21 protein-coding genes are annotated in these 23,551 nt (G+C 41.7%); 3 read left to right on the forward strand and 18 right to left on the reverse strand.

Annotated elements, in window-relative coordinates; all coding sequences use genetic code 11:
- Positions 1-112 precede the first annotated feature (112 nt).
- From N3A72_00215 to N3A72_00300, 18 genes are all read right to left on the reverse strand, one after another.
- Entirely contained in the window at positions 113-1,708 is a 1,596-nt protein-coding gene (locus N3A72_00215) for a phosphodiester glycosidase family protein (protein ID MCX7918035.1), read from the reverse strand.
- Between the two features lie 95 nt (positions 1,709-1,803).
- Complete coding sequence (locus N3A72_00220) at positions 1,804-3,582, reverse strand: phosphodiester glycosidase family protein (protein MCX7918036.1); 1,779 nt, start codon at positions 3,580-3,582, stop codon at positions 1,804-1,806.
- Between the two features lie 170 nt (positions 3,583-3,752).
- A complete protein-coding gene (locus tag N3A72_00225; protein ID MCX7918037.1) occupies positions 3,753-5,306 on the reverse strand; it encodes a phosphodiester glycosidase family protein in 1,554 nt (517 codons plus the stop codon).
- Between the two features lie 160 nt (positions 5,307-5,466).
- Positions 5,467-7,740 carry a type II secretion system secretin GspD gene (gene gspD / locus N3A72_00230; GenBank protein ID MCX7918038.1) on the reverse strand — a complete coding sequence of 758 codons (2,274 nt, stop codon included), beginning with the start codon at positions 7,738-7,740 and terminating at the stop codon, positions 5,467-5,469.
- Entirely contained in the window at positions 7,737-8,399 is a 663-nt protein-coding gene (locus tag N3A72_00235) for a hypothetical protein (protein ID MCX7918039.1), read from the reverse strand. Before N3A72_00235 ends, gspD begins: the two co-directional genes overlap by 4 nt.
- Positions 8,389-8,946 (reverse strand): type 4a pilus biogenesis protein PilO, encoded by a 558-nt coding sequence (gene pilO, locus N3A72_00240; protein ID MCX7918040.1) that lies wholly within the window; start codon positions 8,944-8,946, stop codon positions 8,389-8,391. Before pilO ends, N3A72_00235 begins: the two co-directional genes overlap by 11 nt.
- A 20-nt stretch (positions 8,947-8,966) precedes the next feature.
- The gene (gene pilM, locus N3A72_00245) at positions 8,967-10,499 is read right to left on the reverse strand and encodes a pilus assembly protein PilM (protein MCX7918041.1); all 1,533 of its coding nucleotides are present in this window, start codon (positions 10,497-10,499) and stop codon (positions 8,967-8,969) included.
- Positions 10,500-10,612: 113 nt separating this feature from the next.
- The gene (locus N3A72_00250) at positions 10,613-11,887 is read right to left on the reverse strand and encodes a helix-hairpin-helix domain-containing protein (GenBank protein MCX7918042.1); all 1,275 of its coding nucleotides are present in this window, start codon (positions 11,885-11,887) and stop codon (positions 10,613-10,615) included.
- Between the two features lie 137 nt (positions 11,888-12,024).
- A complete protein-coding gene (locus tag N3A72_00255) occupies positions 12,025-12,654 on the reverse strand; it encodes a prepilin-type N-terminal cleavage/methylation domain-containing protein (protein ID MCX7918043.1) in 630 nt (209 codons plus the stop codon).
- Complete coding sequence (locus N3A72_00260; protein MCX7918044.1) at positions 12,651-13,088, reverse strand: prepilin-type N-terminal cleavage/methylation domain-containing protein; 438 nt, start codon at positions 13,086-13,088, stop codon at positions 12,651-12,653. Before N3A72_00260 ends, N3A72_00255 begins: the two co-directional genes overlap by 4 nt.
- Positions 13,085-13,711 carry a GspH/FimT family pseudopilin gene (locus tag N3A72_00265; GenBank protein MCX7918045.1) on the reverse strand — a complete coding sequence of 209 codons (627 nt, stop codon included), beginning with the start codon at positions 13,709-13,711 and terminating at the stop codon, positions 13,085-13,087. The genes N3A72_00260 and N3A72_00265 overlap by 4 nt, the downstream gene beginning before the upstream one ends.
- Positions 13,674-14,105, reverse strand: a complete 432-nt coding sequence (gspG, locus tag N3A72_00270; GenBank protein MCX7918046.1) for a type II secretion system major pseudopilin GspG — start codon at positions 14,103-14,105, stop codon at positions 13,674-13,676. The genes N3A72_00265 and gspG overlap by 38 nt, the downstream gene beginning before the upstream one ends.
- 68 nt (positions 14,106-14,173) lie before the next feature.
- Positions 14,174-15,385, reverse strand: coding sequence for a type II secretion system F family protein (locus N3A72_00275; GenBank protein MCX7918047.1), 1,212 nt, complete (start codon positions 15,383-15,385; stop codon positions 14,174-14,176).
- Between the two features lie 105 nt (positions 15,386-15,490).
- Positions 15,491-17,167, reverse strand: coding sequence for a type II secretion system ATPase GspE (gene gspE / locus N3A72_00280; protein ID MCX7918048.1), 1,677 nt, complete (start codon positions 17,165-17,167; stop codon positions 15,491-15,493).
- 309 nt (positions 17,168-17,476) lie between these two features.
- Positions 17,477-18,043, reverse strand: coding sequence for a hypothetical protein (locus N3A72_00285; protein MCX7918049.1), 567 nt, complete (start codon positions 18,041-18,043; stop codon positions 17,477-17,479).
- 91 nt (positions 18,044-18,134) lie between these two features.
- Positions 18,135-18,614, reverse strand: coding sequence for a hypothetical protein (locus tag N3A72_00290; protein MCX7918050.1), 480 nt, complete (start codon positions 18,612-18,614; stop codon positions 18,135-18,137).
- A complete protein-coding gene (locus N3A72_00295; GenBank protein ID MCX7918051.1) occupies positions 18,615-19,082 on the reverse strand; it encodes a zf-HC2 domain-containing protein in 468 nt (155 codons plus the stop codon).
- Positions 19,083-19,097: 15 nt separating this feature from the next.
- On the reverse strand, positions 19,098-19,688 hold the full coding sequence (locus N3A72_00300) for a sigma-70 family RNA polymerase sigma factor (GenBank protein MCX7918052.1): 591 nt from the start codon (positions 19,686-19,688) through the stop codon (positions 19,098-19,100).
- 245 nt (positions 19,689-19,933) lie between these two features.
- On the opposite strand from N3A72_00300, the gene N3A72_00305 reads away from it, so the two are divergent.
- From N3A72_00305 to N3A72_00315, 3 genes are all read left to right on the forward strand, one after another.
- The gene (locus N3A72_00305) at positions 19,934-21,184 is read left to right on the forward strand and encodes a TolC family protein (GenBank protein MCX7918053.1); all 1,251 of its coding nucleotides are present in this window, start codon (positions 19,934-19,936) and stop codon (positions 21,182-21,184) included.
- Positions 21,185-21,225: 41 nt separating this feature from the next.
- Positions 21,226-22,596 (forward strand): efflux RND transporter periplasmic adaptor subunit, encoded by a 1,371-nt coding sequence (locus N3A72_00310; GenBank protein ID MCX7918054.1) that lies wholly within the window; start codon positions 21,226-21,228, stop codon positions 22,594-22,596.
- A 103-nt stretch (positions 22,597-22,699) separates the two neighbouring features.
- A complete protein-coding gene (locus tag N3A72_00315) occupies positions 22,700-23,470 on the forward strand; it encodes an ABC transporter ATP-binding protein (GenBank protein MCX7918055.1) in 771 nt (256 codons plus the stop codon).
- Positions 23,471-23,551: the final 81 nt, after the last annotated feature.

The following is a 23,551-nucleotide window of genomic DNA, read 5'->3' on the forward strand; positions in this document are numbered from 1 at the left end:
AAACTTCGTAATTGATAAGATAGTATAAATAAAAAAGCAAAGGCTACTGCTCGAATTTATCAGGATAATATTCAGCCTTTGCTTTCTATAAAATACACGACTAATTCTAATGCTATTCTAACATCGGCATCGGATATATCTGTTTATGTTCACCTTCTGACCCGAAACCATGTATCCCAGCTGAAACTTCAGGATAAGCCTCGAAATCAATGAGTTGGATAGGAACGAGAGCAAACGCTCCTTCCGCAACCCAACCTACGCAACTATCGAAATCTACTCTCCACCAATATTGTCCTTTCGCATAGATACCGTTCAGGGAATGGTTGGTTACAACCCCGAGTTTATTCCCAGCAAGCGTAGTGATAACATCGTAATTCGTTCCCGGACCAAGCCGAACTTGGGTACTAGTTACGGTCGTTACAGTCGCATAAGAATAGAACAAGCTCGATTTATTCATGGGAATAACATTAATCATCATTAACCCATTCGCATTTGCGCGTTCTGTCCCGCCGGAAGGATAGTTTTTCACCTGTCCGTTTACCCAGAGCGTTGACGACCCGCCGCCATCAAGATTAACCGCAAACTCTGCCCCGAGCGTATCCCGACAGAAATATCCAAGTTCAGGTAGCGACATCCCGATACTATTTGTAGTCCGGCCATCAGCAACAATAAAATAAATATACGTTGAATTATATGCGACACAAGTTCGTGGATGCCGCGTGGTTACAAACGAATTGGTCATAGACCAATCCGCAACCGGTACCTGACTACTGATAACGGTATAATATTGACCGCCAACAAACGCAAATGCGCGAGTCCAATCTTGTGCAGGAATTTTGCCGGTATATGCATTCACTTTAAGATGAATCTGAATTTTAACTTGTTGGCCGGGATTGCATTGGTTCAAGAACGTGGTTTTAGTTCCACTAGCGGATAAAACTACTGCATCAAATGGTATGAATGTTGACCCTTGATTTTTCCGTACCTGAAGGATAGTGCCGATTGAATAATAGACGTTCGTTGTTGGATAAATGAATGTCGGTTCAGTCATCTGGACTAACACTTCGGTTCCGGAATCATCCGTATAAGTTTTCTCCGCATATTGCGGGGTATAAAGGATAAGTTCATTTGTTCCGCGAGGACGGTTAACATGCGAAATCGTCGCTGAACCAACCGAAGTGATGATAACCAGATTCGTCGTATCTTCACCGGCAACATATCCTGCTAGTGCACAGGTTCGGTCGGATTTCCAAACGAACCCGTTCCCTTGCGGATATGTCTGACCGGAAAAAGATTTACAGAACCAGCCGGAATGAATCACGCCGTTGATAGCATCCCCCGTACTATTTATATCAAAAAAATCACCGTTGATAACCGCAATAACCTGCGCGCGATTGCCCCAGTATTTATTATCTGACGTAGTACTTCCCCAATAGCTTAATGAATCGTTATATCGGTTTGCCATTCCACTAACCGTTTCCCGGTTATTGAAACTCCGGAGTTTCCCTTGACCGAGACAGGTATCTATATAAAGATTGGTTGATGAACGAGACATCCGCGTAACGAAAATACGCACCGGTCCAGCAATAGTATAGGAAGAATAATCTATGCCTGGTCCAACATTCTGCCAAGCAGTAAATCCAGCAGAGGTTAAAAACCAACTTGAGATAAGTACCGCAACAGATAATACATCACCGCTTATTTTCATAACAGTAAAAAATAATGTGCAAAGTCCAGACGCTGGAATTTGCTCAATTCGATTCTTATTCAGCGTAGCAGAATTAACATGAATGTTTTTTTATATTATTGCCAATTTTGTTTATTATCGGGTTCAATGACAGCTTCAAAGTCAACCAATTTAATAGGGATAGATAGTTCATTAACCCAACCTTGGACTCCACCAAAATCTACCTGCCACCAAGGTTCTCCATTCATATATATTCCATTAAGAATATGCGGAATTATTGTTCCAACCTGCAGCGCCGGAATAGTTGTTGCTATACCAAAACCTATTCCCGGACCCAACCGAACCGGCGTAGCCATAAGTGTAGTTATCGTATCATAAGAAGCAAATCTATTCGAATTATTCGACGGAATAAACGCAAGTTGATTTTCTGACACCCACCCTTCCGTGGAACCGAATAAACATTTCCACCAATTCTGTCCTTTTGCAAAGACGCCGTTAAGTGAATGCGAAACGACGGTGCCAACTTGCACACCCGGATATGAGCTTACAATTCCGTAATTAGTTCCCGGACCTAAATGTGCAGCAGTCGAAGCAATCGTCATAACCGTTGCGCTTGAATAAAATGTACTAGTTTTACTCATCGGTAATACATTCACCATAACCAATCCATTAGCTACATATCGTTCCGAACTATCTGACGGATAATTTACTACCCCTAATCCTTTAACCCAAAGGGTTGAAGAACCGCCTCCGTCTTGATTAACCGCAAACTGTGCTCCGAGCGAATCTCGACAGAAATAACCGAGTTGATCATAGGTCATCCCAACACTATTACTCGTTCTACCATCAACGACAACAAAATAAATATATGTTGAATTAAACGCAACTGCAGTTCTCGGATGGACATCAATGTTACCAGCCCAATCCGCTGACGGAACCTGACTGCTTACCACACAATATACGCCTCCACCAATACCTGCATAAGCTTTCCCCCAATCTTGATCAGCAGGTAATGGATATTGTCTAGTAGTCGGAGTTCCATAATCTTTAACATGCATATAGACCCGCACTTCCTGACCAACCGTACATTGGCTTAGCAGCGTGGTTTTATTTCCATGTCCGGAAAAAACTACACTATCAAACGGTATCGGAGTGGAACCCAGGAATTTCCGAACTTGCACAACATTACCTCTGGCATACGATGTTCCTTGCGGAAACGGTAAATTCGGTCGATCCATTTTAACCACTACCTCAACACCACTATTATCAGTATACGTATGCGGTCCATAGAGCGGTGTATAGAGAACCAAATCGTTTGTACCTCGAGTCCAGTTCAACCGAGTTATGGTCGCAGTACTCTGAGCAAACGCAACTAATTGCGGGAAAACATTTGGTACATCACCGTTTCGAACATCACCACCCAGAAAACAAGTTCGATTCAATTTCCACACGAACCCGCTGCCACCGTATTCGATATACCGTTTTGCAAACCAGCCACCTTCGATTGTCCCACCGAATGCAGTGCCTGCACTATAATTATAAAAATCACCATTAATCGCCGCAACCACTTGTGACCGATTCCCCCAATAATTTACAGTTCCTTCACCCCAATAATTAATCGTGTCATCGTAGCGGTTTGCCATTAAGCTTACACTTTCACGACCGTTATATGGTAATCCGGTTTTGTTCAACCGGCCGCACGCAGTTACACTATCAATGATACAATTCGTTGAAGCGCGACTCAACCGGGTAATAAAAATCCGATTTGGTCCTGCAATGGTTAATGATGAATACTCTATTCCTGGAGCTATCGGAATCCAATTTGCAAATACCATACTGCTTAATATCGAAAATAGCCCAAGTATAGTTCCTAAAATAATAAAGTTTTTTCTCATAGCAATTACTCCTTCTATATTTGAATTTGAAAGTATTTTATTTTTGCAATTATAATATACCTAAAAAGATGATTGTCGCAATATAAAACTGTATATTTGCCTTCCATAGGCGGGATCCTATCTCTTCTGCTCTTTGTTTCTTTCGTTCCTTGGTTTTTCGGTTCGCTGATTTAATATTTCTTCCAATCGTTTATTTTCCCCGCAGGAACATATTCCAGATTCTCTTCTGCCGTCCATCCCTCAGTATCCGCAAATTTCCATTTCCACCAGTTTTTCCCGGTTGCATAGATGCCGTTAATCGAATGCGAAACGATTCTGCCGGTTATTCCACTCGGTGCAGTTGCAATAACGGCATAATTCGTTCCAGGACCAAGGCGAACTTCAGCATTCGTTTTCGCCATAACCTTGTCACCGGTTGAGTAAGTAGAAGTTTTACTCATTGGGAGGATGATTGCCATAACATACCCATTAGCTACTGCTCGTTCAGTTCCATCAGACGGATTATTTTTAACCTGCCCGTTTACCCAGAGCTCGGATGACCCGCCGCCATCTTGCGCAATTGCAAATTCCGCTTGTAGCGTATCAACACAGAACTTCGCTAATTCGGTAAACAACATCCCTTCATTCGTTCCCGGTCTATCACCGTCAACAACAACAAAATAAAGATAACTACTATTGAATGCAACCGCGGTTCGTGGTCGGCGAATCGTGTACTGAGTTTCACTCCAATTATCAAACCATGGTTTACTGCTCACCACGATATAAACCGCTCCGCCAATACTTGCATATACTTTACCCCAATCTTGGTCGTATGGTAACGGAGCTGGGATGTTCCATTTTTCTGACGTTGAAATCCCCCAATCTTTTATATGCATATAGACTCGCACTTCCTGACCGACCGTACACTGACTATTGAGATAACTTGCTGCGGTTCCGTGACCGGAAAAAACTACACTATCGAACGGAATCGGCGTTGACCCTGCATTTGGTCGAATCTGGCTGACCGTTCCCAGCGCAAACCACGTCCGTTGCGGAAACGATAAATTTGGTTGAACCATCTGGACTAAAACTTCTGTTCCATTGTTATCGGTATAAGTATAAGGACCGTATTGTGGCGTATATAAAACCAAATCGTTCGTGCTTCGGGTCGTATTCAGTTTTGTTATTGTTGCTGAGTTCCCGCCAAATGAAACTAATTGTTCAAACACGCTTGGCGCATCGCCATTGCGAACATTTCCGCCTAGATAACAGGTTCGGTTTAATTTCCAGAAGAATCCGCTATTTCCGCCATATTCCGGAAAACGTTTCGCAAACCATCCGCCGATAATCTGACCGCCGGAAGGAACCCCAGTCGTCGGATTGAAATAATCACCGTTAATTGCTGCAACAATTTGCGTGCGTGGTCCCCAATATTGCACATACGAAGTTGTACTACCCCAATAGTTGATTGTATCCTGATATCGGTTAACCATACTACTTAGCACTTCGCGACCGGAAGCTAATCCGGTTTTATTTAATCTCCCTTGGGCAAGTATAGTATCAATCACGCAGTTGGTTGAATCGCGATGCATCCGAGTTACATAGACATTAGTCGGTCCGGGCGGCACATACGTTAGAAACTGCTGATAATCTATTCCTGGAGCAACTGAAGTCCAATCAGCGAAAACCAAATTGAATTGCGTTAATAGGAGACATACCATGATATAAGTTAACCGTCTTTTCATATCTCACACCCCATTCGTTGATTTCAAATAAATATTATATCACTAAGTGAAGTTAACAATTTATGTTTAGTGGTATGGAAAAAATGAAGGGCGAACTATTCATGCGTCGTTCGCCCTTATCGCTAGGCTGGAAAAATGTGGGAGATAACAAGCGTTACATTTACTTAATGTTTTTCATCTTTTCTGAATTCAGTTTCGAAATATCCTTCGCTGATAGAGAATTCAGTTCATCGGCGGTGCGAACCACATGCGGGGTTAGAAACACCAAGAGTTCAGTTTTCTCTTTTATGTTATTAGTGCTTTTAAATAAATGACCGAGTATCGGCAAGCTGCCTAGAATTGGTATCTTATGCACGGTTTCAGTCCAATCATCTTTCATTAACCCGCCGATGATTACCGTTTCACCGGTTTTCACCATAACTTCAGTACTCGCTTCGCGATTTGCAATCACAGGCGCATCGAAATAAGTGGTTTCTTCAATTTTGGATATAATCGGATGGATGGTCATGGTAACAAATCCATCTGGATTAATATGCGGAGTAACGGTCAGCGTTATCCCGACATCACGGTATTGATAGCTATAATAGATTGAGCCGGTATCGGTTACCTGTCGGCTGGTTAAAAACGGTACTTGTTCCCCGACTTTTATTGTTGCCGCAGCATTATCACTGGTTAAAATTCGTGGTGTAGATAAAATATTCAATTTACTATCTTTTTTCAACGCTTTAATAATCCCTTGAATATTTTTATTTGTTATGGAATAGGTTAATCCTTGGGTAATTGAACCAAGGTTGAACGACGTTGATGCCACGCTACTCACCCACTCACCAAGTATTTCGCCGGATGGAAATATCGTCCATTCAGCACCAAGTTGCGTCTGGTCATTCAGTGTTTTTTCAGCTATCAATACTTCAATCAAAACTTGCGGTCGAGCAAAATCGAGTGAAGAAACTAATTCGCGCAATCGAGCAAAATTTCGTGGAGAAGTAATAAAAATCAACGAATTAGTATCTTTATCCGCAGCAATTCGCACCTGACCGAGCAATGTATCTCCTTTAGCCACCGCTGCGGTTTGTGTAACGCGAGTAGTTGTTATATTTCTCAAATTGGTACCACCAGTCCCGGATGTTTGCGCCTGGGTTCCACTCGCTTGTAACAAATTAGTTAACATTGTAGCTAACGTTGCGGCATCACCATGTTGCAAGTGGATGACAAGCGTTCCTTCCGGTTCAGTTTCGTCTTGGTCGAGCTTAGCAATCAAACCTTCAATTACCGCCATATCCGCTGCAGGCGCTGAAACTACTAAAGAATTCGTCCGGGTATCAACCGCTATTTTTACGGTTACCCGCGCTCGCGCCATTGCCGCTTCTGCTGCGGTTGGTTGGCTGGCTCCAGCTGTTCCTGTTTGCCCAGCAGACGTTCCCGGTGCGCCCGGTGGTCCGCCCATAAACTGTCGGAAAAATTGACCGGGACCACCACCTAGTGCGCCAGTACCGGTTGTTGTCGTAAGTGTATCCGATTTAAACAAATCATTGAGTATGGTAGCGAGTGCCTGCGCATCCGCATTAACCAATGGGAAAACCCGAATCTGGGTTACACTCGTTTGGGGAGCATCAAGTTGTTTGATAATTTCGGCAAATCGCCGAACATTCGAAGCGATGTCGGTGACAATTAACGTATTGCTACGTGCATTTGCTGATAAATCGCCTCGTTTCGGCATCAGATTTGCTAAATCGCGTTTTAATTCTGCGGCATCAGCATAGGATAACGGGATAACCTGAGTGATAAACTCATCACTCGGTTCGATAGTATTTGGGTCTGAGCCAACTCGAACTTTTACTTCCGCTTGTTTCGCGGCATCGATAGGAACAATTTTTAAAACGTTATTTACCCGAATCGAAGTGTATCCTTTTACTGCCAGTGCTGAATTTAATGCAGATAATGCATCTTCAACCGAAATATCCTTTTCGCTTAAAATTGTTATATCGCCGGAAACTTCGGCATCTTTAACCACAGTGCATCCGGTAATATTACTGATATAGCGCAAAACCTGTTCCAGACTTGCGCGTGTAAACCGAAACGAAACCTTTTTCACCATTTCAGATTCTCGGTCTGGAACTCCGCTCATTTTATTACTGGTCGAAGTGTCAAGGTTCGAAGACTCAAGTTTAGGCGACTCTGCTTCTGAAGAAAATTGGCTATACGTTGATTCTAGCGCCAGGGTGTTTTCGGATGTCGGGTTCATTTTAGATTCAACGACTACTGGCGGTGCAGATTGAGTATTCACCTCAGGCTCTGCCGCGAATATACCGGCTGCACATAAAGTTAATAATGAAATGCAGATACAATTTTTTACCCCACGACGAAAGGCAACGCGTAGGTTAAAATTCAATGTCCGCGCGCAGGGATTCGTTTTGTGTAATATTCGTTTCATTTTAATTCCTCCTCTTGTTGTAGCCGCCGTTTACGTAACCGTTCTTCTAGACTATCGCCTGGCGGTAAAGGCATAGTTACAGCACCGGAAGATACGGTTTCAGTAGTAGGTGTAATAGTTTGATTCTCTATATCTGATGTATCTCCTTTTTCTGGGACTTCAGTGCGTATAGTACCGGTTCCGGGAATAGGAATTTGGTCTCCGATATAATAAGTTTTAGTCTGATTTTTCTTTTCCAGAACCACTTTATCGAAATCAATCGTGGTAATTGAATAATCAAGGAGTTGGTCGTTTACTTTCAGATAATTGGCATCACCGGAGTTCAAATTTTCAACTAAAACTAGATATTGTGTTCCATCGTAAACGATACCGGTTATGGTTAATTTCTCCGGTTCGATAACCCGTTCGATAATTGGAATCGCCGGTTGGATACTTCTGCGCATATCTGGCGGTGTGAAAATATCGGATTCAATTATCTCGGCCATGAGGTCTGGTTCGGTTTTTACTTCTGCTGGAATCACACTCGTTCCACTTGGTGTCGAGCGAGACAAATGTTTGTTCGCATCCGATGCTGTTGCCGATGTCGACTTGTTTGCGCACCCGAAATAGAATAGTGTATATCCTAACAGTATAATCAGAGAATATTTTTTATAATTCATTATTACCACTCGTTGTCGTTGATTTTTGTTTCGGAGCTGATTCCGCACGACTTAATGTAGCTACGGTAATATTCGCAGTAATTTCTTTCAAAAGGTCTTTAGGTTTAGCAATCCGGATTCTATTAATTCGCGCGATTGCGCTCGGCTGTTCTATTTGTGCAATAAACCGACAAACGGTTTCGAGATCGCCGGTAATTTCAACTTCATAGTTCAACTCTGAATGAACGCCCCGATTCTGAATAGCACCCGGTCTGACTGAAGTCATGATAACCCCAGCGTCACTTGCCCAGGATTCCAGGTTCTCTAAAAAATAAGCAGTAGCATCAGTCTGATTCAAGATTGTTCCTTGCGCATATACCATTAATCCGGGATTCGATTTCAACTGTTTAGCTTGGTTAATCCGGGTTTCTAAAGTTCGAATTTGACTGGTAATTAAGTTCCATCGTTCAATATAAGGTATGACGAAATAGCGATACATTAAGACAATAGAAATAAACAAAACCATCACCAACACCATTTTCTTTTCACGAGATGATAAAGTTAGCATAGTGGGTTCAGTTCCTTATCTTACTTCTTTCGTTCTTCCGTTTTGATATATTTCAACGATAACCCGAATTCTATCGGATACGTTGGGTTTCGTTTTGAAATCCGGCAATACAATAATCTAATACTGGCAAATCGGTTGGATTCATTGAGTCGTTTTAACAAGTTCGATACCGCTTGCGTCGAGCTTGCTAATCCGGATAAGGTAATATCTTTCGTGCGGTCATAGGTCATAACCTGCAGATAAGCGTCATCCGACCAATTGACAGATATGCTGTGCAATATTTCAAGAACGCTCGCTGCTTCCTGCTTCCACGTTTTAATCGTTGAGAGATTAATATTACTTTGCTCCGATTGGATAATAAGAGGCCGATATACCGCATATTCGGATTGCAATCGAACCAGTTGTTTTTGCTTATGCAAGAGCAATCCTAATAGGATAACAATAATTATTGCAGCTAGTCCAAAACCTATCGCTACCTGGCGAATGTAAACCGGTACATGGAACGGTTCAACGGCAAACAATCGCGGTTGGTTTAAATCACAATATTGGTCGGTAACCCCTTCTGGAAGGATACTACCAAACGCTGTGATTGCACTTTGTTGTTTTTCCAACAGACCATTGGTTCCTCGTGATATCGTAAGACAATGAACCGTACAATGTAATTGTTCGGTTACTGCTTGTGCTACCTGTGGCAAATAATTTCCTGCTCCACAAAATAGAACTTGTTTCGGACTCGGTTTCCCCCAGGCTAGTGCGTATGATTCCAAGTTACGTCTTAATTCAAATATCAACTGATTAACCCAGTTTATCGCTTCCGGATTCGTATAATCAATTAGGGTCAGGGGATGTACCGTTTTTCGTTCATCCGATTCCGTCTGAAACCGCTGTCCTAAATCAGGCATAGATTCTAATAAGGCTTTGAATCCAAAAGATGCACTTCTAGTATAAATAACCCGTTTATTTTCGATGACCATTATTTCCGTTTCTGTAGAACCAATATTGACCACTAACCACAAATCAGGTCGTGGTTGTTCATATTGGATAGCCCGATTTAATGATAATGAACTCAATTCAATCCGATTGAGTTTTAATCCGGCAACCTTGCATACGTTCCGATAAAACGCAATATCGGTTTGTTTTGCAGTGATAACCATGATTTTCTGTTCGCCGGGTTCCGTTTTCTGAAGAATAAAATAATCAGAAGCAACCGAATCAAGTGATGCCGGAAGTTCTCGTTCTAATTGCAGCTCGAGCATTTTGGTGGTTTCCAACTCGCTACCAAGAGGAAGCGTGAATTCCGTGGTTAAAACGTCAGCTCGGGGTAAGGTGAAGCGAACCATTCGCGTTTTAATTTGTTCTTTTTTCCAGAGTGCTGCTAGCCATTTCCCAAACGATTCCGGTTCAGTCCGGTTTAGCGTTGGAGGTATCGGAACAATCAAATGTTTCTCAATTACCGGCTGGTCATGTTCATATCTAACTTCAACCAAGGTTAATTCATGGCGACTGATATCTACACCAACTAGACGTCGAAATTGTTTTTTCTGGTTAAACATAATATTTACCAATCAACGAAAGAATAGCATATCCACTGAACAGAAAATCTAAACAACATTGACAATTGTATCCTGTGTTTCCTGCCGTTGTTCAGTGCATCAAATTCAACTCATTATATTCCCGGTCCTAAATCAGAAATATCCCGATAATAGAGAATTCTAATAGGAACCACAGCTCGGTCTATTACTGCAATTAACCTCGTATACCCGGATTTATTCGTTAATCGGCCTAGCGATTGAACCGTAAATTGTGACGACCGAACAGTAACATAATCACTTATCTGCTGAAACGATGTTTTCCCAATGGTTTCCGCCAACTCACCGAGATTCTTAAACGCACCACTGGTTCCATTCCGTCGTTCAATGATTTTTTCCGCAATCTCAGCGGTTATTCCGGGTAGAAATTGTAACGTTTCTTTCGATGCAGTATTGATATTAATTAATCCAGGTAATTTCTCGCGTTCTACTACCGTTATATAATCTACAATCGCACCGAACTTCTGGTTATTAATTCCGGTAACATTTAACAGGTCACCGAGACTACGAAACCCGTTTCTTCTCCGGTAACTGATAATATTCGCAATATCGGCATTCGATAATCCATATTGGGTCAATTGCCGTAACTGTGACCCGGAAGCTTGATTGATATTAATCCGTTGCGTTCCATCCAGCGCTACATTCATATCATACGAATATATGGTTATATAGGGATACCATCCGCGATCGAGTTTCCCATCGGCATTATCCGGTGGAAAATTCGTATCGCCATCATTTTCGTTCGCATCTAATAGTCCGTTCAAATTCGCATCTTCACCAAAAAGGATTTGTGGTGTTATCCCTTTAACCAGCAACAACTCTTCAAGGGTATCGAACGGTCCATTCTTACACTTATACGGCGGATTCAATTGCGTATAATATTCATCTTTTGCACCATAAGGAGACGCTTTTGCGGTTGCTGATCGCCAATCAATAATCGAATCTGCAATGATTTCATCCGCTTGTGGTAACCGTAATAGCATTTCTTTCGGCGCTGAATTGATGTTCAATTTCGAATTTTCATCGGTTAACCCAAACCCTTGCTTAGCTTCAGGGGAGGTAATGTCCGGGAAAAAAAGTGTATAGGTTCCTTCTCCTACCACGATGTTCTGAAATCCATCGGAATTCACACGCCATCGGCTGGTTAAAGTTCCGATTGCAGTCGAATCTAGCGCTACTTCGGCAATCGCTCGTTCAATTCCGGATTTGGCTATTTCGAACGTTTTGAGTTTATCAATTCCATTCGCAGCAATTCGATATTCGACCACCATCGAACGACTAAACGACATCGCTACGACCGTTAAAATGACCATAATCCATAACACGACAATTAAGATTATTCCGCGCGCCATACGTATCCTGTTCGGTAGTATTCAAAAGTTCTCCTTGACTTCGAGCCAGCTTTTGCCAAGAATTCCTCAGATTTATCTGTGGCGTTTTTCAGTTGTATAATCTCGGCTATACTTTGGACAATCTTTCTTTATATCGGCTATCCTTTTGGTAATCGTATCGCGGTTGTAAACCAGTTTAGCATCTGCGGGGTTTCAATATCTGGTGTCGCAATTGTTATCATTACCGCTTTTGGTAATATTGTGGTATCAGTCCATTCCGATACCCAGGTGGTATCATTGGCAAATTGAAACCGGAGACTTTTCACCTCGGTTGAAATTAACTGATAATTTATATCGGTTGATTCAGGGTCTGTAATATGCCGATTAACGATGCGCAATAACCCGACTGTATTCGTATTCGGAACAGTATCAATCGCATACTTGATGATCGCTTCATCGGAAATGCCCGATACCGTCCAATCAATGGGTTGATTGGTGCTGATAAATTGGATACTATCTTGATAAATACTTCCATCTGAATAGGTAGTTGCGGTAAATTGCCAGCTTGGTGTTGTGCTCGAAACGCTCGCGGTTAATAAGTCATTACGGATGGTATCAAGAATCACCCGCGCTCTCTGATTTTTTTCTGCAATAACCATTCCTTTTTGTTTCGATTTCAAACCTGCAGCAAGGGTGCCATAAATTGCGCTCCCTACAATCACCGCTATCGTAATCGCTAGCAGCAACTCGATTAACGTGAATCCTTTCGAATTAATCCGAAATTTCATGATGATATTTCACCACGGTCGGCAATAAGTTTTGTTATCGTTAATGTTCGTGTCGTATTATCTTCAATCCAAGAAATCGTTAGGTTAATTTGTAGTAAATTATCGAGTTGAGTTGTAGCCACGTTCATTTGCCAAGTGAAATCCGGATAATCTGGTCCGAAATCACCAGTTCCGGATTGTAAAGCCAAAAAAGATTGCAATTCTATTTCTGTTATTTTTTGTTCCGCTAAAAATCGGGCTATCGTAGCTTTATCCGAGACACGAACCGCTCGTAATCCAATTGAAAATGCCTGAGATATCAATACCAATCCGACAACAACTATTACCAGCGCTATGACCACTTCTAATAGGGTAAACCCGAATTCAGATTTCGGATTTTTACCCAACGAAATTTTAACGAAATCTGGGCGAATTCCAGCTATTGACTTTTTCATATCGCGGTATCTGTAGCTTGGATGGTTGCTAATCCGGTAATTCCGGATATTGTTATTTGCCGTTGTTCATTATCACGGGTGCTGAATATAACCATCACATCGTTTGAAGTGCCGCGCGGGGTAAACGAAATAGTAACAACCCCTGATTCTTGCGGTTGATTTTGGTCGAGTTGAATCGAAACGAACCGCACCGTTGAATCAAGCGAAACCGGTTGTCCCCACCTATCTCCAGAAGATGTATATTGCCCGGCAATTCCGGTCGATACATTTTCATATGTTAGCCAATACCTTTGCTGGTCTAAATCGCAAGTTAATCGATAATTTACTCCTTGCATAACCGCCTGCGACCGTGCATAATTCGCATACGCAACCCAATCTCGACATGCACTATCTAATCGCGTCCGATTCGTGAACCCACCAAAATACGGGACCGTAAAAATTGCAATTACACCGATAACCACCAAAACCACCGCAAGTTCAATTAAGGTAAAACCTTGAAGCGATGGCCATGCAATGCCCCTAGTGTTTTGTCGAATCAGATGGCGCTGTTCTACCGTTGCATTGTGTCCGGAGAAATTACCGTATTTATTTCGTTTCCGTCGTTGCCCAATTCGTAATATCATCGGAAGTCCCATCCTGTCCATCCGGACCAAATGAATATAAATCGTATCCATTAACATTATGGGTTCCAGGAAAAACATAGACATACGCATTCCCCCAGGGGTCAAGCGGAACATCCTTTTTTAGATACGGTCCCTTCCAATTTTTAGGCACTGGCTCAGTCGTTGGTTGAACTCGCAATGCTTGCAATCCTTGTTCCGTAGAAGGATAGGTTCCGTTATCCGCTTCATACATATCTAGTGCCGTGCTGAATAGCGAATCGATCTGCGTCCTAGCAGCTGCGATACGCGCTTGTTCGGTTCGGCCACCAAACCGTGGGATAACCAGCGCAGCTAACACTGCTAGAATAATCACCACCACCATAATCTCGATGAGGGTAAATCCTTTTTGATTCATACCTTCTCCTTTAGGTTTTCGAATGGGAGCAACTACGAACGAGATAATATCTCGTTCGTAGTTGCTCTCTATTTAATCATACTATTCAATGAAAAAATCGGTAGTAACATCGAAATAACAATAAATCCTATAATACATGCCATACAAATTATCATAACTGGTTCGAGTAATGAAACTAAAACTCGAACGGTATTATCGACTTCAGTATCATACGATTCTGCAATTCTTATCAACACCTCTTCGAGATTGCCGGCTTCTTCTCCGACCGCAATCATTTCTACTACAGAAGGCGGAAATATTCTGCTTAACCGCAACGGTTCAGCTAGCGATTGGCCTTCGCGAATACTGCCTGCGACTTCACCAATTTCCCGCGCAATAATTTCGTTTCCGGTAGCGTCTTTAACTGATTGTAATGCGGTTAATAACGGTATTCCACTTCGCAGTAAGGTACCAAGTGTCCGACAGAATCTAGAAACCGCGATTTTAACCACTATATCTCTAACGATCGGCAGAACCAACTTAAATTCATCAAATCGATATTTACCGGATTTTGTTTTCACCCAACGACGAAATAATATAATACTTCCACTGATAACCAATAGGAGCAGAATCCACCATGACCGTAGCCAGCCGCTGATTGACAACAAGATGAGCGTTGGAATCGGTAAACTTTGCCCTAAATCAGCAAATAAAACGGCAAATTTGGGAATAAAAAACGTTAATAAAAACGCTACGGACGCCGTGCCAACAATGAATAATAATATTGGATACGCTAATGCTGCTTTAACCCGAGCGATTAAGTTCTGTTCTTTTTCTAAAAATTCTGCTATCCGACTTAATACCGATTCTAAACTACCTGAAATTTCTCCGGCTTTAACCAGATTAACCTGCAATTCAGAAAAAATTTTTGGATATTCCGCTAATGCATTCGCTAAACTACTCCCAGCAACAACAGAATTTTTAATCTGCTGGATGATCGTTTTCCAATATGGGTTCGATTGCTGGTTAGTTAACGTAGTGAGTGATTTGGTTAAAGGCACACCAGCATTCAACAAATCCGCTAGTTGTTTCATAAACCTGGATACATCTGCTTTTCGAACTCGTTTTCTCAATAAATACTTCGAACTCCGTTGATCAATAGCTTCCTGAGTGGTTAACTCCAGCGGAGTTAATCCCATTCCCGATAGCCGTTCGATAACCGCGGCTCGACTATCTCCAACCAACACTCCGGTAACAATTTGTCCAGTTCGATTTTTTGCTCGGTATAGAAAGTTCGCCATAACAATTCAACCTACATCAGAATATCGAACATCGTACTCCGCAATACACTTCGCTAGAGTATATTTGTTTGATATTAGGATTTTGGGATTTCGTTGTATCGCAGTTTATTCTTCTTTAGTTACACGGAGTACCTCTTCAATAGTAGTTAATCCCGCACAAACTTTTTGCCAACCGTCATCTCGTAACGTTTTCATATTTTTAGTTAATGCCTGCCGTTTGATTTGGCCCGCCGTCGCATGGTGTACAATCATATCTCGAATATCATCATCTACCAATAATAACTCAAATATCCCCATTCGCCCGCGATACCCGGTTTTTTTGCAAAATTCACACCCTTTCCCGCGATATACCCGGTTGGTCTGGTATTGGGCAAAATATTCTTCAATATCTTTTCGGTCAACAATCTGTTCTTCTTTACAATGCTCACAAATACGGCGGACTAACCGTTGCGCCATAATTCCTTCTACTGACGAAGCGACTAAATACGGTTCAATTCCCATATCAATCAAGCGGGTTATTGAACTCGCCGCATCGTTGGTATGTAAGGTGCTAAATACGAGATGACCGGTTAACGCTGACCGAATTGCGATATCTGCCGTATCCCGGTCGCGAATTTCTCCAACCATAATAATATCCGGATCGTGTCGAAGTATTGAACGAAGCCCTTGTGCGAAATCAAACCCTATTTTCGGTTTTGTTGGAATTTGAAGTATCCCTTTTAATTGATATTCAACCGGATCTTCAATCGTAATAATTTTTTTATCATCTGAATTGATTTCCGCTAATGCCGCATATAGCGTGGTTGATTTTCCACTGCCGGTCGGACCAGTAACAAGAATTATTCCATGCGGCCGGTCAATTAACTTCCGGAATCCGGCATAGGACTGTTCATCCATGCCCAAATCTTCCAAACCGAGAAAAATCGCACTCCGGTCTAACAAACGCAGAACAACACTTTCACCGTGAATTCCCGGAATTATCGAAACGCGAACATCAATTTCTTTATCGCCAGCCCGTAATTTAATTCTACCGTCTTGTGGCAACCGTTTTTCGGCAATATTAAGTTCTGCCATAATCTTGATGCGCGAGATAATCGCATGCTGAAATAACTTTATTTTCGGCGGCGTTACCGCAGAATGCAGTATCCCATCTATTCGATAGCGAACGCGAAGTTCATCTTCAAACGGTTCGATATGGATATCACTTGCTCGGTCGCGAACAGCTTCTAAAATAATCTGGTTAACAAATTGTACCAACGATGCATCTTCAACCATTTCCAACGATTCTCCGTTTTCCTCTCCAGCGCCCGGTAATACTTCAAGATTCTGCCCGCTTTCTTGCAGCAGTTGGTCCATACTTTCCGCACCAATACCATAGTATTTCTTTAATAACCGGTCGATTTCATTCGAATTACCTACAACAGGCTGGACATCGCAATCTAAGAGAACGCGGAGTTCATCTACTGCTTTCAGATTAAGTGGATCAGAAGTCGCTATAACGAGGGTGCCATTAGTTCGTTTTATAGGAAGCAGCTTTTTCCGCATGGCAATTTTTGCCGGCACGGAATTGATAGTATTCTGGTCAATACTTATTTGACTTAAATCTACATATTCTAATCCTAAAAATTCTGCTACCGCACGTAATAACGTTGATTCAGAAATCAGTCCAAGTCGGAGTAACGCTTGACTAATATGTTCTCCTGAAGACTTCGCAGCATTTTGTGCGATGGACAACTGTTCCTGGGTGATTAATTTTTTTTCGAGCAACGTTTGTTCTAGCATATGTTAATATATACGGTATTTTGACCCAGCTATAGCTATTCGACGGAACAAATTTCTACCGAATGGTTAGTTCAATTTTAGTCGTAAGCTAAGAGGAAACAAATATCTCTTAATTCGTTCATTCCGCTTTGCTTCTACCCGTCTTCAGTTGAGGTTTCTTTCCGATTTATCAGGAGTATTCACTAACCATGACATCGAAGACTTCGCCCCCGGTTAACCTTTGTTACTGCAGTATTTGGTACCTTGTGGTAAAAAAACACCTATCCTGTAGTTTTGGTTGGTTTGAAGTCTTCGATATCTCAGTTTTCCTTAGTTATTGCGAGTTCGCCCGCCGCCGCTGTCTCGATTACCACGACCACCAAAACCACCTCGAGCGCCACCGAATCCCATACCACCCATACCTAAACCCTGAGTAATAACGCCATTGAGGGTTAACTGCGCTTCTTGCTGGATAGTTAATACTGATTTTAAATTTGTTTCTAGCTCTTCAGTTTTCTTTTTGATTTCAGCAGCTTTCGCTTTGAGCCTATCTAAAGCTTGTTTAATCGCTTTATCCGATGCTTTACCCGATTCCAATAGATCGCGGAGATCCTGCCGTAATGGTTGTAATTCCTGCATCGAGCTAAACCGATAACTGATTAGCGCTTCGATTTTCGGCATAATCACTTTCGCTTCGTCTGCGGTTAGTTTAACATTTGTGGTTGACCGTTCAATCATTCTCGCTTGAAATTGCGCAGGGTCAAATCCGCCCGGTCCGGGACGCTGAGTTTCGCTCGGTGGTGGTGGCGGCTCTTGCGCCATAACCAGCACAACCCCAATGAATAGACTGACGACTAAAACACTGGTTAAAACTTTTATGGTTCTATTACATTTCATAACGTTCTCCTTATTACAAGGTAGCGGAAATCCGAAGTACATAAGTTATCTCATAACCTTGCACCTCGTCCCTACCGTCTGGTATTGAATTTTACCGTGGAGGTGGGGGCAAAAAATCTCGGGATGGCGGTGGCAAAAACCGTCTGGTGGTATCATTTCCTAATCGTTGCCGCCGTTCCATCTCGAATTTCTTCCGCTCCATCTCCATTTTATCTCGAAACTGTTTATATTTAACCTTCTGTTCCGGGGTTAAGACCGACTCGATTTGGGTTTCCACCTCCTTCCGAATAGAATTTGCCTTCTCCCGGAACGGAGCTAATTCTTGTTCAATCCGTTTCCGATTCGCTTCGAGAATATTTTCAATTTTATTCACTTGTTCTGGAGTTAAGTTTAGCTGCTGTTTCAAATCAGTTATAAAATTTTGCGGTCTAGGTGGTGGTCCACCTCGTCCACGACGACGCTGTTCCATTTCATAGCGCTGATATACTTGTCCGCTAAGGAACCCTAAAACATCTCCAATTAAAAACACTGCTATGATAAATACAATCCATTTAAGTTTAGGATTTGCCATTTAGCTTGCTCCTTCCGTTTTCGTCTCGGAAGATGGAATAAGGATTTCTAACCCACTGCTCGCAGATAATTCAGTATCTTTGGTTAGATAACTATCAAGAGAAATATCAGTCTTTTCCCCAGGAGTTAGATATGACTGGGCAATGAAAACGAAAAATATCACTACGACTACCGTAGCTAATGCCGGAAGTGGGTTCGGTAACCATTTGAGAATTCGTTCATCTTCCCAAACATGGAGTGGTTGAAACTGTTCAGTGCGTAATCTGTGAGAGATGGTTTGCCAGAGTTCAGGTTCCGGAGTTAATTCTGATTCTTCAGTATATACCTTATGGATTTTCTGCCATGCAGTAAGTTTATCGCGACATAGCGCGCATTCCGATAGATGTCGTTCAATCTTCCGACGTTTAGTTTCGGATAGTTCATTATCTACATATGCGGATAGATTTTTCAACCAATATTGATGTTTCATAATGTAAGTTTAATCCTATGTCTTTATTTCATTATAAATCTCGGATAATTCCTGCTGGAGTAATTCGCGTGCGCGAAATATTCGGGATTTAACCGTTCCAATCCGAACGCCAAGAATTTGTCCGATTTCTGCGTAACTTAACTCTTCAATTTCGTTAAGATAAAACGTTTCAGCGAACTCCTCCGGTAATCGGTTAATCGCCTCTATAATCTTTTGACGTAATTCCCTCGTTGTATGTTCCTGTTCAGGATTTGGTTTTGTGTCCGGAATCCGTTCGAGGACGAATTCGTTTTCCGGAGACTCATGATCTTGTAAGGTATATATCACCGGACGATGCCTGCGTTGTCGCAGCATATCCCGGCATTGATTTATGGTTATCCGATATAGCCAGGTAGATATTTTCGACTGAACTTGAAAATTCTTTAGCCCACGAAACGCTTTAATAAATATTTCCTGGACCGCGTCGTTAGCCCACTCTTTATCTCTTAATAGTCGGCAGGATAAGGTATATACCTGACTAGAATATTTCTGATAGAACTCAGTATACGCGGATTCGTCGCCCGCCTGACATCGTTGAATTAATTCTCGTTCCTTGGAGGTTTTCAATGCCGCTTTCTTTCCCTTATTTAATGTTAGACGAAATATTCCTGTCTTTGGTTCCGGTAAAATAAGGCTAATTCCGCTACCAAATAAGCCCGGATCGCAGGTAAAGGAACATTTTCAGTTATAAATCTAGTCTGAGTTAGGGAACAATTATAAAAATAGATTCGTCAAAATAGATAATTTCGTTAAAAAAACAAATTCGATATACCTATACCAATATAGAGTTATAAGTCTAAGGAGTTCATTCAGTGAAACGACATGTTCTCTTTGTTATACTCATGATTTTCTCAGCCGGATTTTATTCAAGTGGAGAAGGAACAAAACTATCCTTATCCGATTGTTTGGAAATAGCTCAAAAGAAACATCCATCCTTAATTAGCGCTAAAGAAGCAATTACCATAGCCACTGCTCAACAAAAACAAACTATCTCCGCTTACTATCCACAGGTCAATGTTACCGCTCAATATAATCGAAAAGAAGTAGCTGAAACTAGTTCTGATGATGCATATGCCGGTTCTGCATCAGTTGCTCAACTTATCTATGATTTCGGGGTTACTCCGGCATTGATACGTCAGGCAAATGAGAATATTAATTTAAAACTAATCAACTACCTTGATACTGAATTATCTATATTTCTTAATGTGAAAACTGCTTATTATTCAGTGTTAGAGACACAAGAACTGGTAGCTATTGCCAAGGAATCGTTGGATAATGCGAAATTGCATTTAAAATTAGCTGAAAAATCTTACACCGTTGGAAAAGGAACAAAACTGGATGTAATGAAAGCAGAAGTTGCGGTTGCAAATGCAGAATTAACTCTAGTTACTGCACTTAATAATCAAAAAATTGCTATTAGTACATTATTTAATGCCATGGGAGTAGAACCGAATACGGACGAACCCATCGAATTAATAGAAACGCTATTTTCCCCGATAACGACTGCATTATCAACGTTCATTACGCAAGCGCTACAAAACCGACCTGATGTTCAAAGTCTAATCCATCAGCGAAAACAACTCCAAGCGAGTCTCTTGATTGCTGAACGCGGTCATTTACCGACGATTTCAGCTTCCGGAAGTTATAACCTATCGGGAAACGAGTTTCCGTTAACTGAATCGTGGACTGCTACACTTGGGCTGAACTTTTCGTTATATGACGGCTCTAAGAAAGAAGGGAAGATCGCAGAAGCTAAATCTGCTCTTCGTCAATTGACTGCGCAAGAGCAGAAAATGATACAGGATATCCAGCTAGAAGTAACCACGAATTATTTAAATACGAAAAGCGAGCAGGAAAAAATCAATGCGGCACAAAAACTGGTTGACCAAGCTAAAGAGTCGCTCCGTCTTGCTACCAGTAGATATGAAAATGGTTTAGGTTCTATTCTCGATTTAACCGATGCACAGGTTGCGTATCGAGATGCGCGAGTTAGTCTGGCGCAAGCGATTTATGCGGCGCAGAGATCGTATGCGCAGCTACAAAAATCTATCGGACAAAAATAATCCCTAGAATTCGAGGTAAACAAAGTGAGGAGTATGAGAGAATGAACAAAAAATACTATGCTTGGATTATTGGAATAATCATATTTATTCTACTCGGGTATATTGGTTATCATTCATTATTCAGTAAACAGACGACCCCATCATTTAGAACCGTTACGGTTGACCGGGGAGATGTTGCTGAACTGGTTACCGCAACCGGAAAATTACAAGCTACCATTCAAGTTGATGTTGGAAGCCAAGTTTCAGGAACTATTCAAGCGATATATGTTGATTATAATTCTAAGGTTAAAAAAGGTCAACTTATCGCACAGATTGACCCGCGAACATTTCAAACCCAACTCGCGCAAAATAAAGCGAGTTTAACTTCTGCACAAGCTGCGGAAAAAAGTGCTGTTGCTGCTTGGGAAACGGCGAAAGCTACTGTGGCGAATTTATACGCTTCGTTAACCAGCGCTAAAGCGAATGCACAGAAAGCAAAAGCTACCCTTGATAATGAAACGCGAAATTATGAACGATATAAAAAACTGCGTGCGGACGATTTAATTTCACAGAGTGATTTAGAAACAGCACAAACCAGTTTCGAAACTGCACAAGCAAATTTCCATGCCGCCTTAGCGCAAATAGCTTCTATTGAAGCCCAGGTGACAGCAGCAGAATCTGAAGTTCATGCGGCAAAAGCTAAAATTGATTCTGCTAACGCTGATGTCAGTAAGGCAAAGGCAGCGGTAGAACAATCAGAATTGAACTTGGATTTTACTCGCATTACTGCTCCGGTTAACGGCACGGTTATTTCCAAAAATGTTGAAGTTGGGCAGACGGTTGCTGCAAGTCTATCCGCGCCGACTTTGTTTCAGATCGCAGAAGATTTAACCAAAATGCAAGTAGTAGCTAGTATCGATGAAGCGGATGTCGGCAGAGTTAAAGAGGGACAGAAAGCAATTTTTACCGTTGATTCTTATCCGGACAAGAAGTTTGAAGGAACGGTTAGTCAAATCCGCTTTGAACCGATTATAGAATCGAACGTTGTCACCTATCAAGGAATAATAGATGTAGCTAATCCAGACTTAGAACTTAAACCGGGGATGACCGCAAGTATTTCATTTGTTGTAGCAGAATCGAAAAATGTACTACGTGTACCTAATGCAGCGTTACAATTCAAACTCGCTACTTCTAGCTCAACGAAACCGGTATTTAATAGTGATTCTAAAACTGGTAGAGTGTATATCCTTGATGAAAAGAATCAGCCGAAAGAAGTAGTCGTTAAGGTTGGAGTATCTGACGGTACTAATACGGCAGTTGAAGGAGGACAATTGAAAGAAGGAGACAAGGTTATTGTCGGATATGCAACCCAGAAATCAACCGGTACAACCCCATCGCGTAGTCTCTTTGGAGGAGGACCACCGCCGCCATAACTAATACTATTACCATCCGGGAACATGAGGTGGGATTGATAAATGTTTTATCTTGTTATTTCGAATTTCGATATTCGAAATTCGTATCAATAATTTGACCGTTATGCCGCATCTAATTGAAGTAGACCGTTTAACCAAAATATATCAACTAGGTGAAGTGCAGGTACATGCGCTTCGTGGAATTAATGTTCAAATCGATACCGGTGAATTTGTTGCCATCATGGGCCCTTCCGGTTCAGGAAAATCAACGTTCATGAATATTCTTGGTTGTTTAGACCAACCGACAACCGGAAAGTACCGACTTGATGGCACCGATGTTTCCCAGTTAACTCGGAATGCATTAGCTGAAATTAGAAATAAACGAATTGGGTTTGTATTTCAGCAGTTTAATTTATTATCGCGTACCACCGCGTTAGAAAATGTCGAACTCCCATTGCTATATAATGGTACTACTAACAAAGAACGATATGACCGGGCGATGCATGCTTTGGAAATTGTCGGATTACACGAGCGCGCCTATCATTATCCGAACCAACTTTCCGGCGGACAACAGCAACGAGTAGCTATTGCGCGCGCCTTAGTTAATTCTCCATCGATTATTCTAGCTGATGAACCAACCGGTAATCTTGATTCTCGGACAAGTATTGAAATTATGGGAATATTCCAAAAGTTGAATAGTCAAAATCATATCACCATCGTTATTGTTACCCATGAACGTGATATTGCCCAGTATGCCCAACGGGTTGTTTATTTTAAAGACGGTAAAATTAAATATGATAAACCGGTAGATGAGCATCTTGATGCAGTAACCGTTCTTGAACAGATGCCGGCATCGACCGATGACGAAATGGAGTTACCGGTCAGTAACAGGTAAAAAGCTATGGTTAGGGTTATGATATCCGTATCGGTAAAAAAGTACGTTGTTCGGATTTAACAATACAATAATACGCAGATT

This window comes from bacterium, from assembly GCA_026416715.1.
Lineage (GTDB): Bacteria > UBP4 > UBA4092 > JAOAEQ01 > JAOAEQ01 > JAOAEQ01.

Bases quoted from the DNA above. Each gene is read 5' to 3' on its own strand.
- N3A72_00215 (MCX7918035.1), bottom strand. From the start codon at position 1,708: ATGAAAATAAGCGGTGATGTATTATCTGTTGCGGTACTTATCTCAAGT.
- N3A72_00220 (MCX7918036.1), bottom strand. From the start codon at position 3,582: ATGAGAAAAAACTTTATTATTTTAGGAACTATACTTGGGCTATTTTCG.
- N3A72_00225 (MCX7918037.1), bottom strand. From the start codon at position 5,306: ATGAAAAGACGGTTAACTTATATCATGGTATGTCTCCTATTAACGCAA.
- gspD (MCX7918038.1), bottom strand. From the start codon at position 7,740: ATGAAACGAATATTACACAAAACGAATCCCTGCGCGCGGACATTGAAT.
- N3A72_00235 (MCX7918039.1), bottom strand. From the start codon at position 8,399: ATGAATTATAAAAAATATTCTCTGATTATACTGTTAGGATATACACTA.
- pilO (MCX7918040.1), bottom strand. From the start codon at position 8,946: ATGCTAACTTTATCATCTCGTGAAAAGAAAATGGTGTTGGTGATGGTT.
- pilM (MCX7918041.1), bottom strand. From the start codon at position 10,499: ATGTTTAACCAGAAAAAACAATTTCGACGTCTAGTTGGTGTAGATATC.
- N3A72_00250 (MCX7918042.1), bottom strand. From the start codon at position 11,887: ATGGCGCGCGGAATAATCTTAATTGTCGTGTTATGGATTATGGTCATT.
- N3A72_00255 (MCX7918043.1), bottom strand. From the start codon at position 12,654: ATGAAATTTCGGATTAATTCGAAAGGATTCACGTTAATCGAGTTGCTG.
- N3A72_00260 (MCX7918044.1), bottom strand. From the start codon at position 13,088: ATGAAAAAGTCAATAGCTGGAATTCGCCCAGATTTCGTTAAAATTTCG.
- N3A72_00265 (MCX7918045.1), bottom strand. From the start codon at position 13,711: ATGATATTACGAATTGGGCAACGACGGAAACGAAATAAATACGGTAAT.
- gspG (MCX7918046.1), bottom strand. From the start codon at position 14,105: ATGAATCAAAAAGGATTTACCCTCATCGAGATTATGGTGGTGGTGATT.
- N3A72_00275 (MCX7918047.1), bottom strand. From the start codon at position 15,385: ATGGCGAACTTTCTATACCGAGCAAAAAATCGAACTGGACAAATTGTT.
- gspE (MCX7918048.1), bottom strand. From the start codon at position 17,167: ATGCTAGAACAAACGTTGCTCGAAAAAAAATTAATCACCCAGGAACAG.
- N3A72_00285 (MCX7918049.1), bottom strand. From the start codon at position 18,043: ATGAAATGTAATAGAACCATAAAAGTTTTAACCAGTGTTTTAGTCGTC.
- N3A72_00290 (MCX7918050.1), bottom strand. From the start codon at position 18,614: ATGGCAAATCCTAAACTTAAATGGATTGTATTTATCATAGCAGTGTTT.
- N3A72_00295 (MCX7918051.1), bottom strand. From the start codon at position 19,082: ATGAAACATCAATATTGGTTGAAAAATCTATCCGCATATGTAGATAAT.
- N3A72_00310 (MCX7918054.1), top strand. From the start codon at position 21,226: ATGAACAAAAAATACTATGCTTGGATTATTGGAATAATCATATTTATT.
- N3A72_00315 (MCX7918055.1), top strand. From the start codon at position 22,700: ATGCCGCATCTAATTGAAGTAGACCGTTTAACCAAAATATATCAACTA.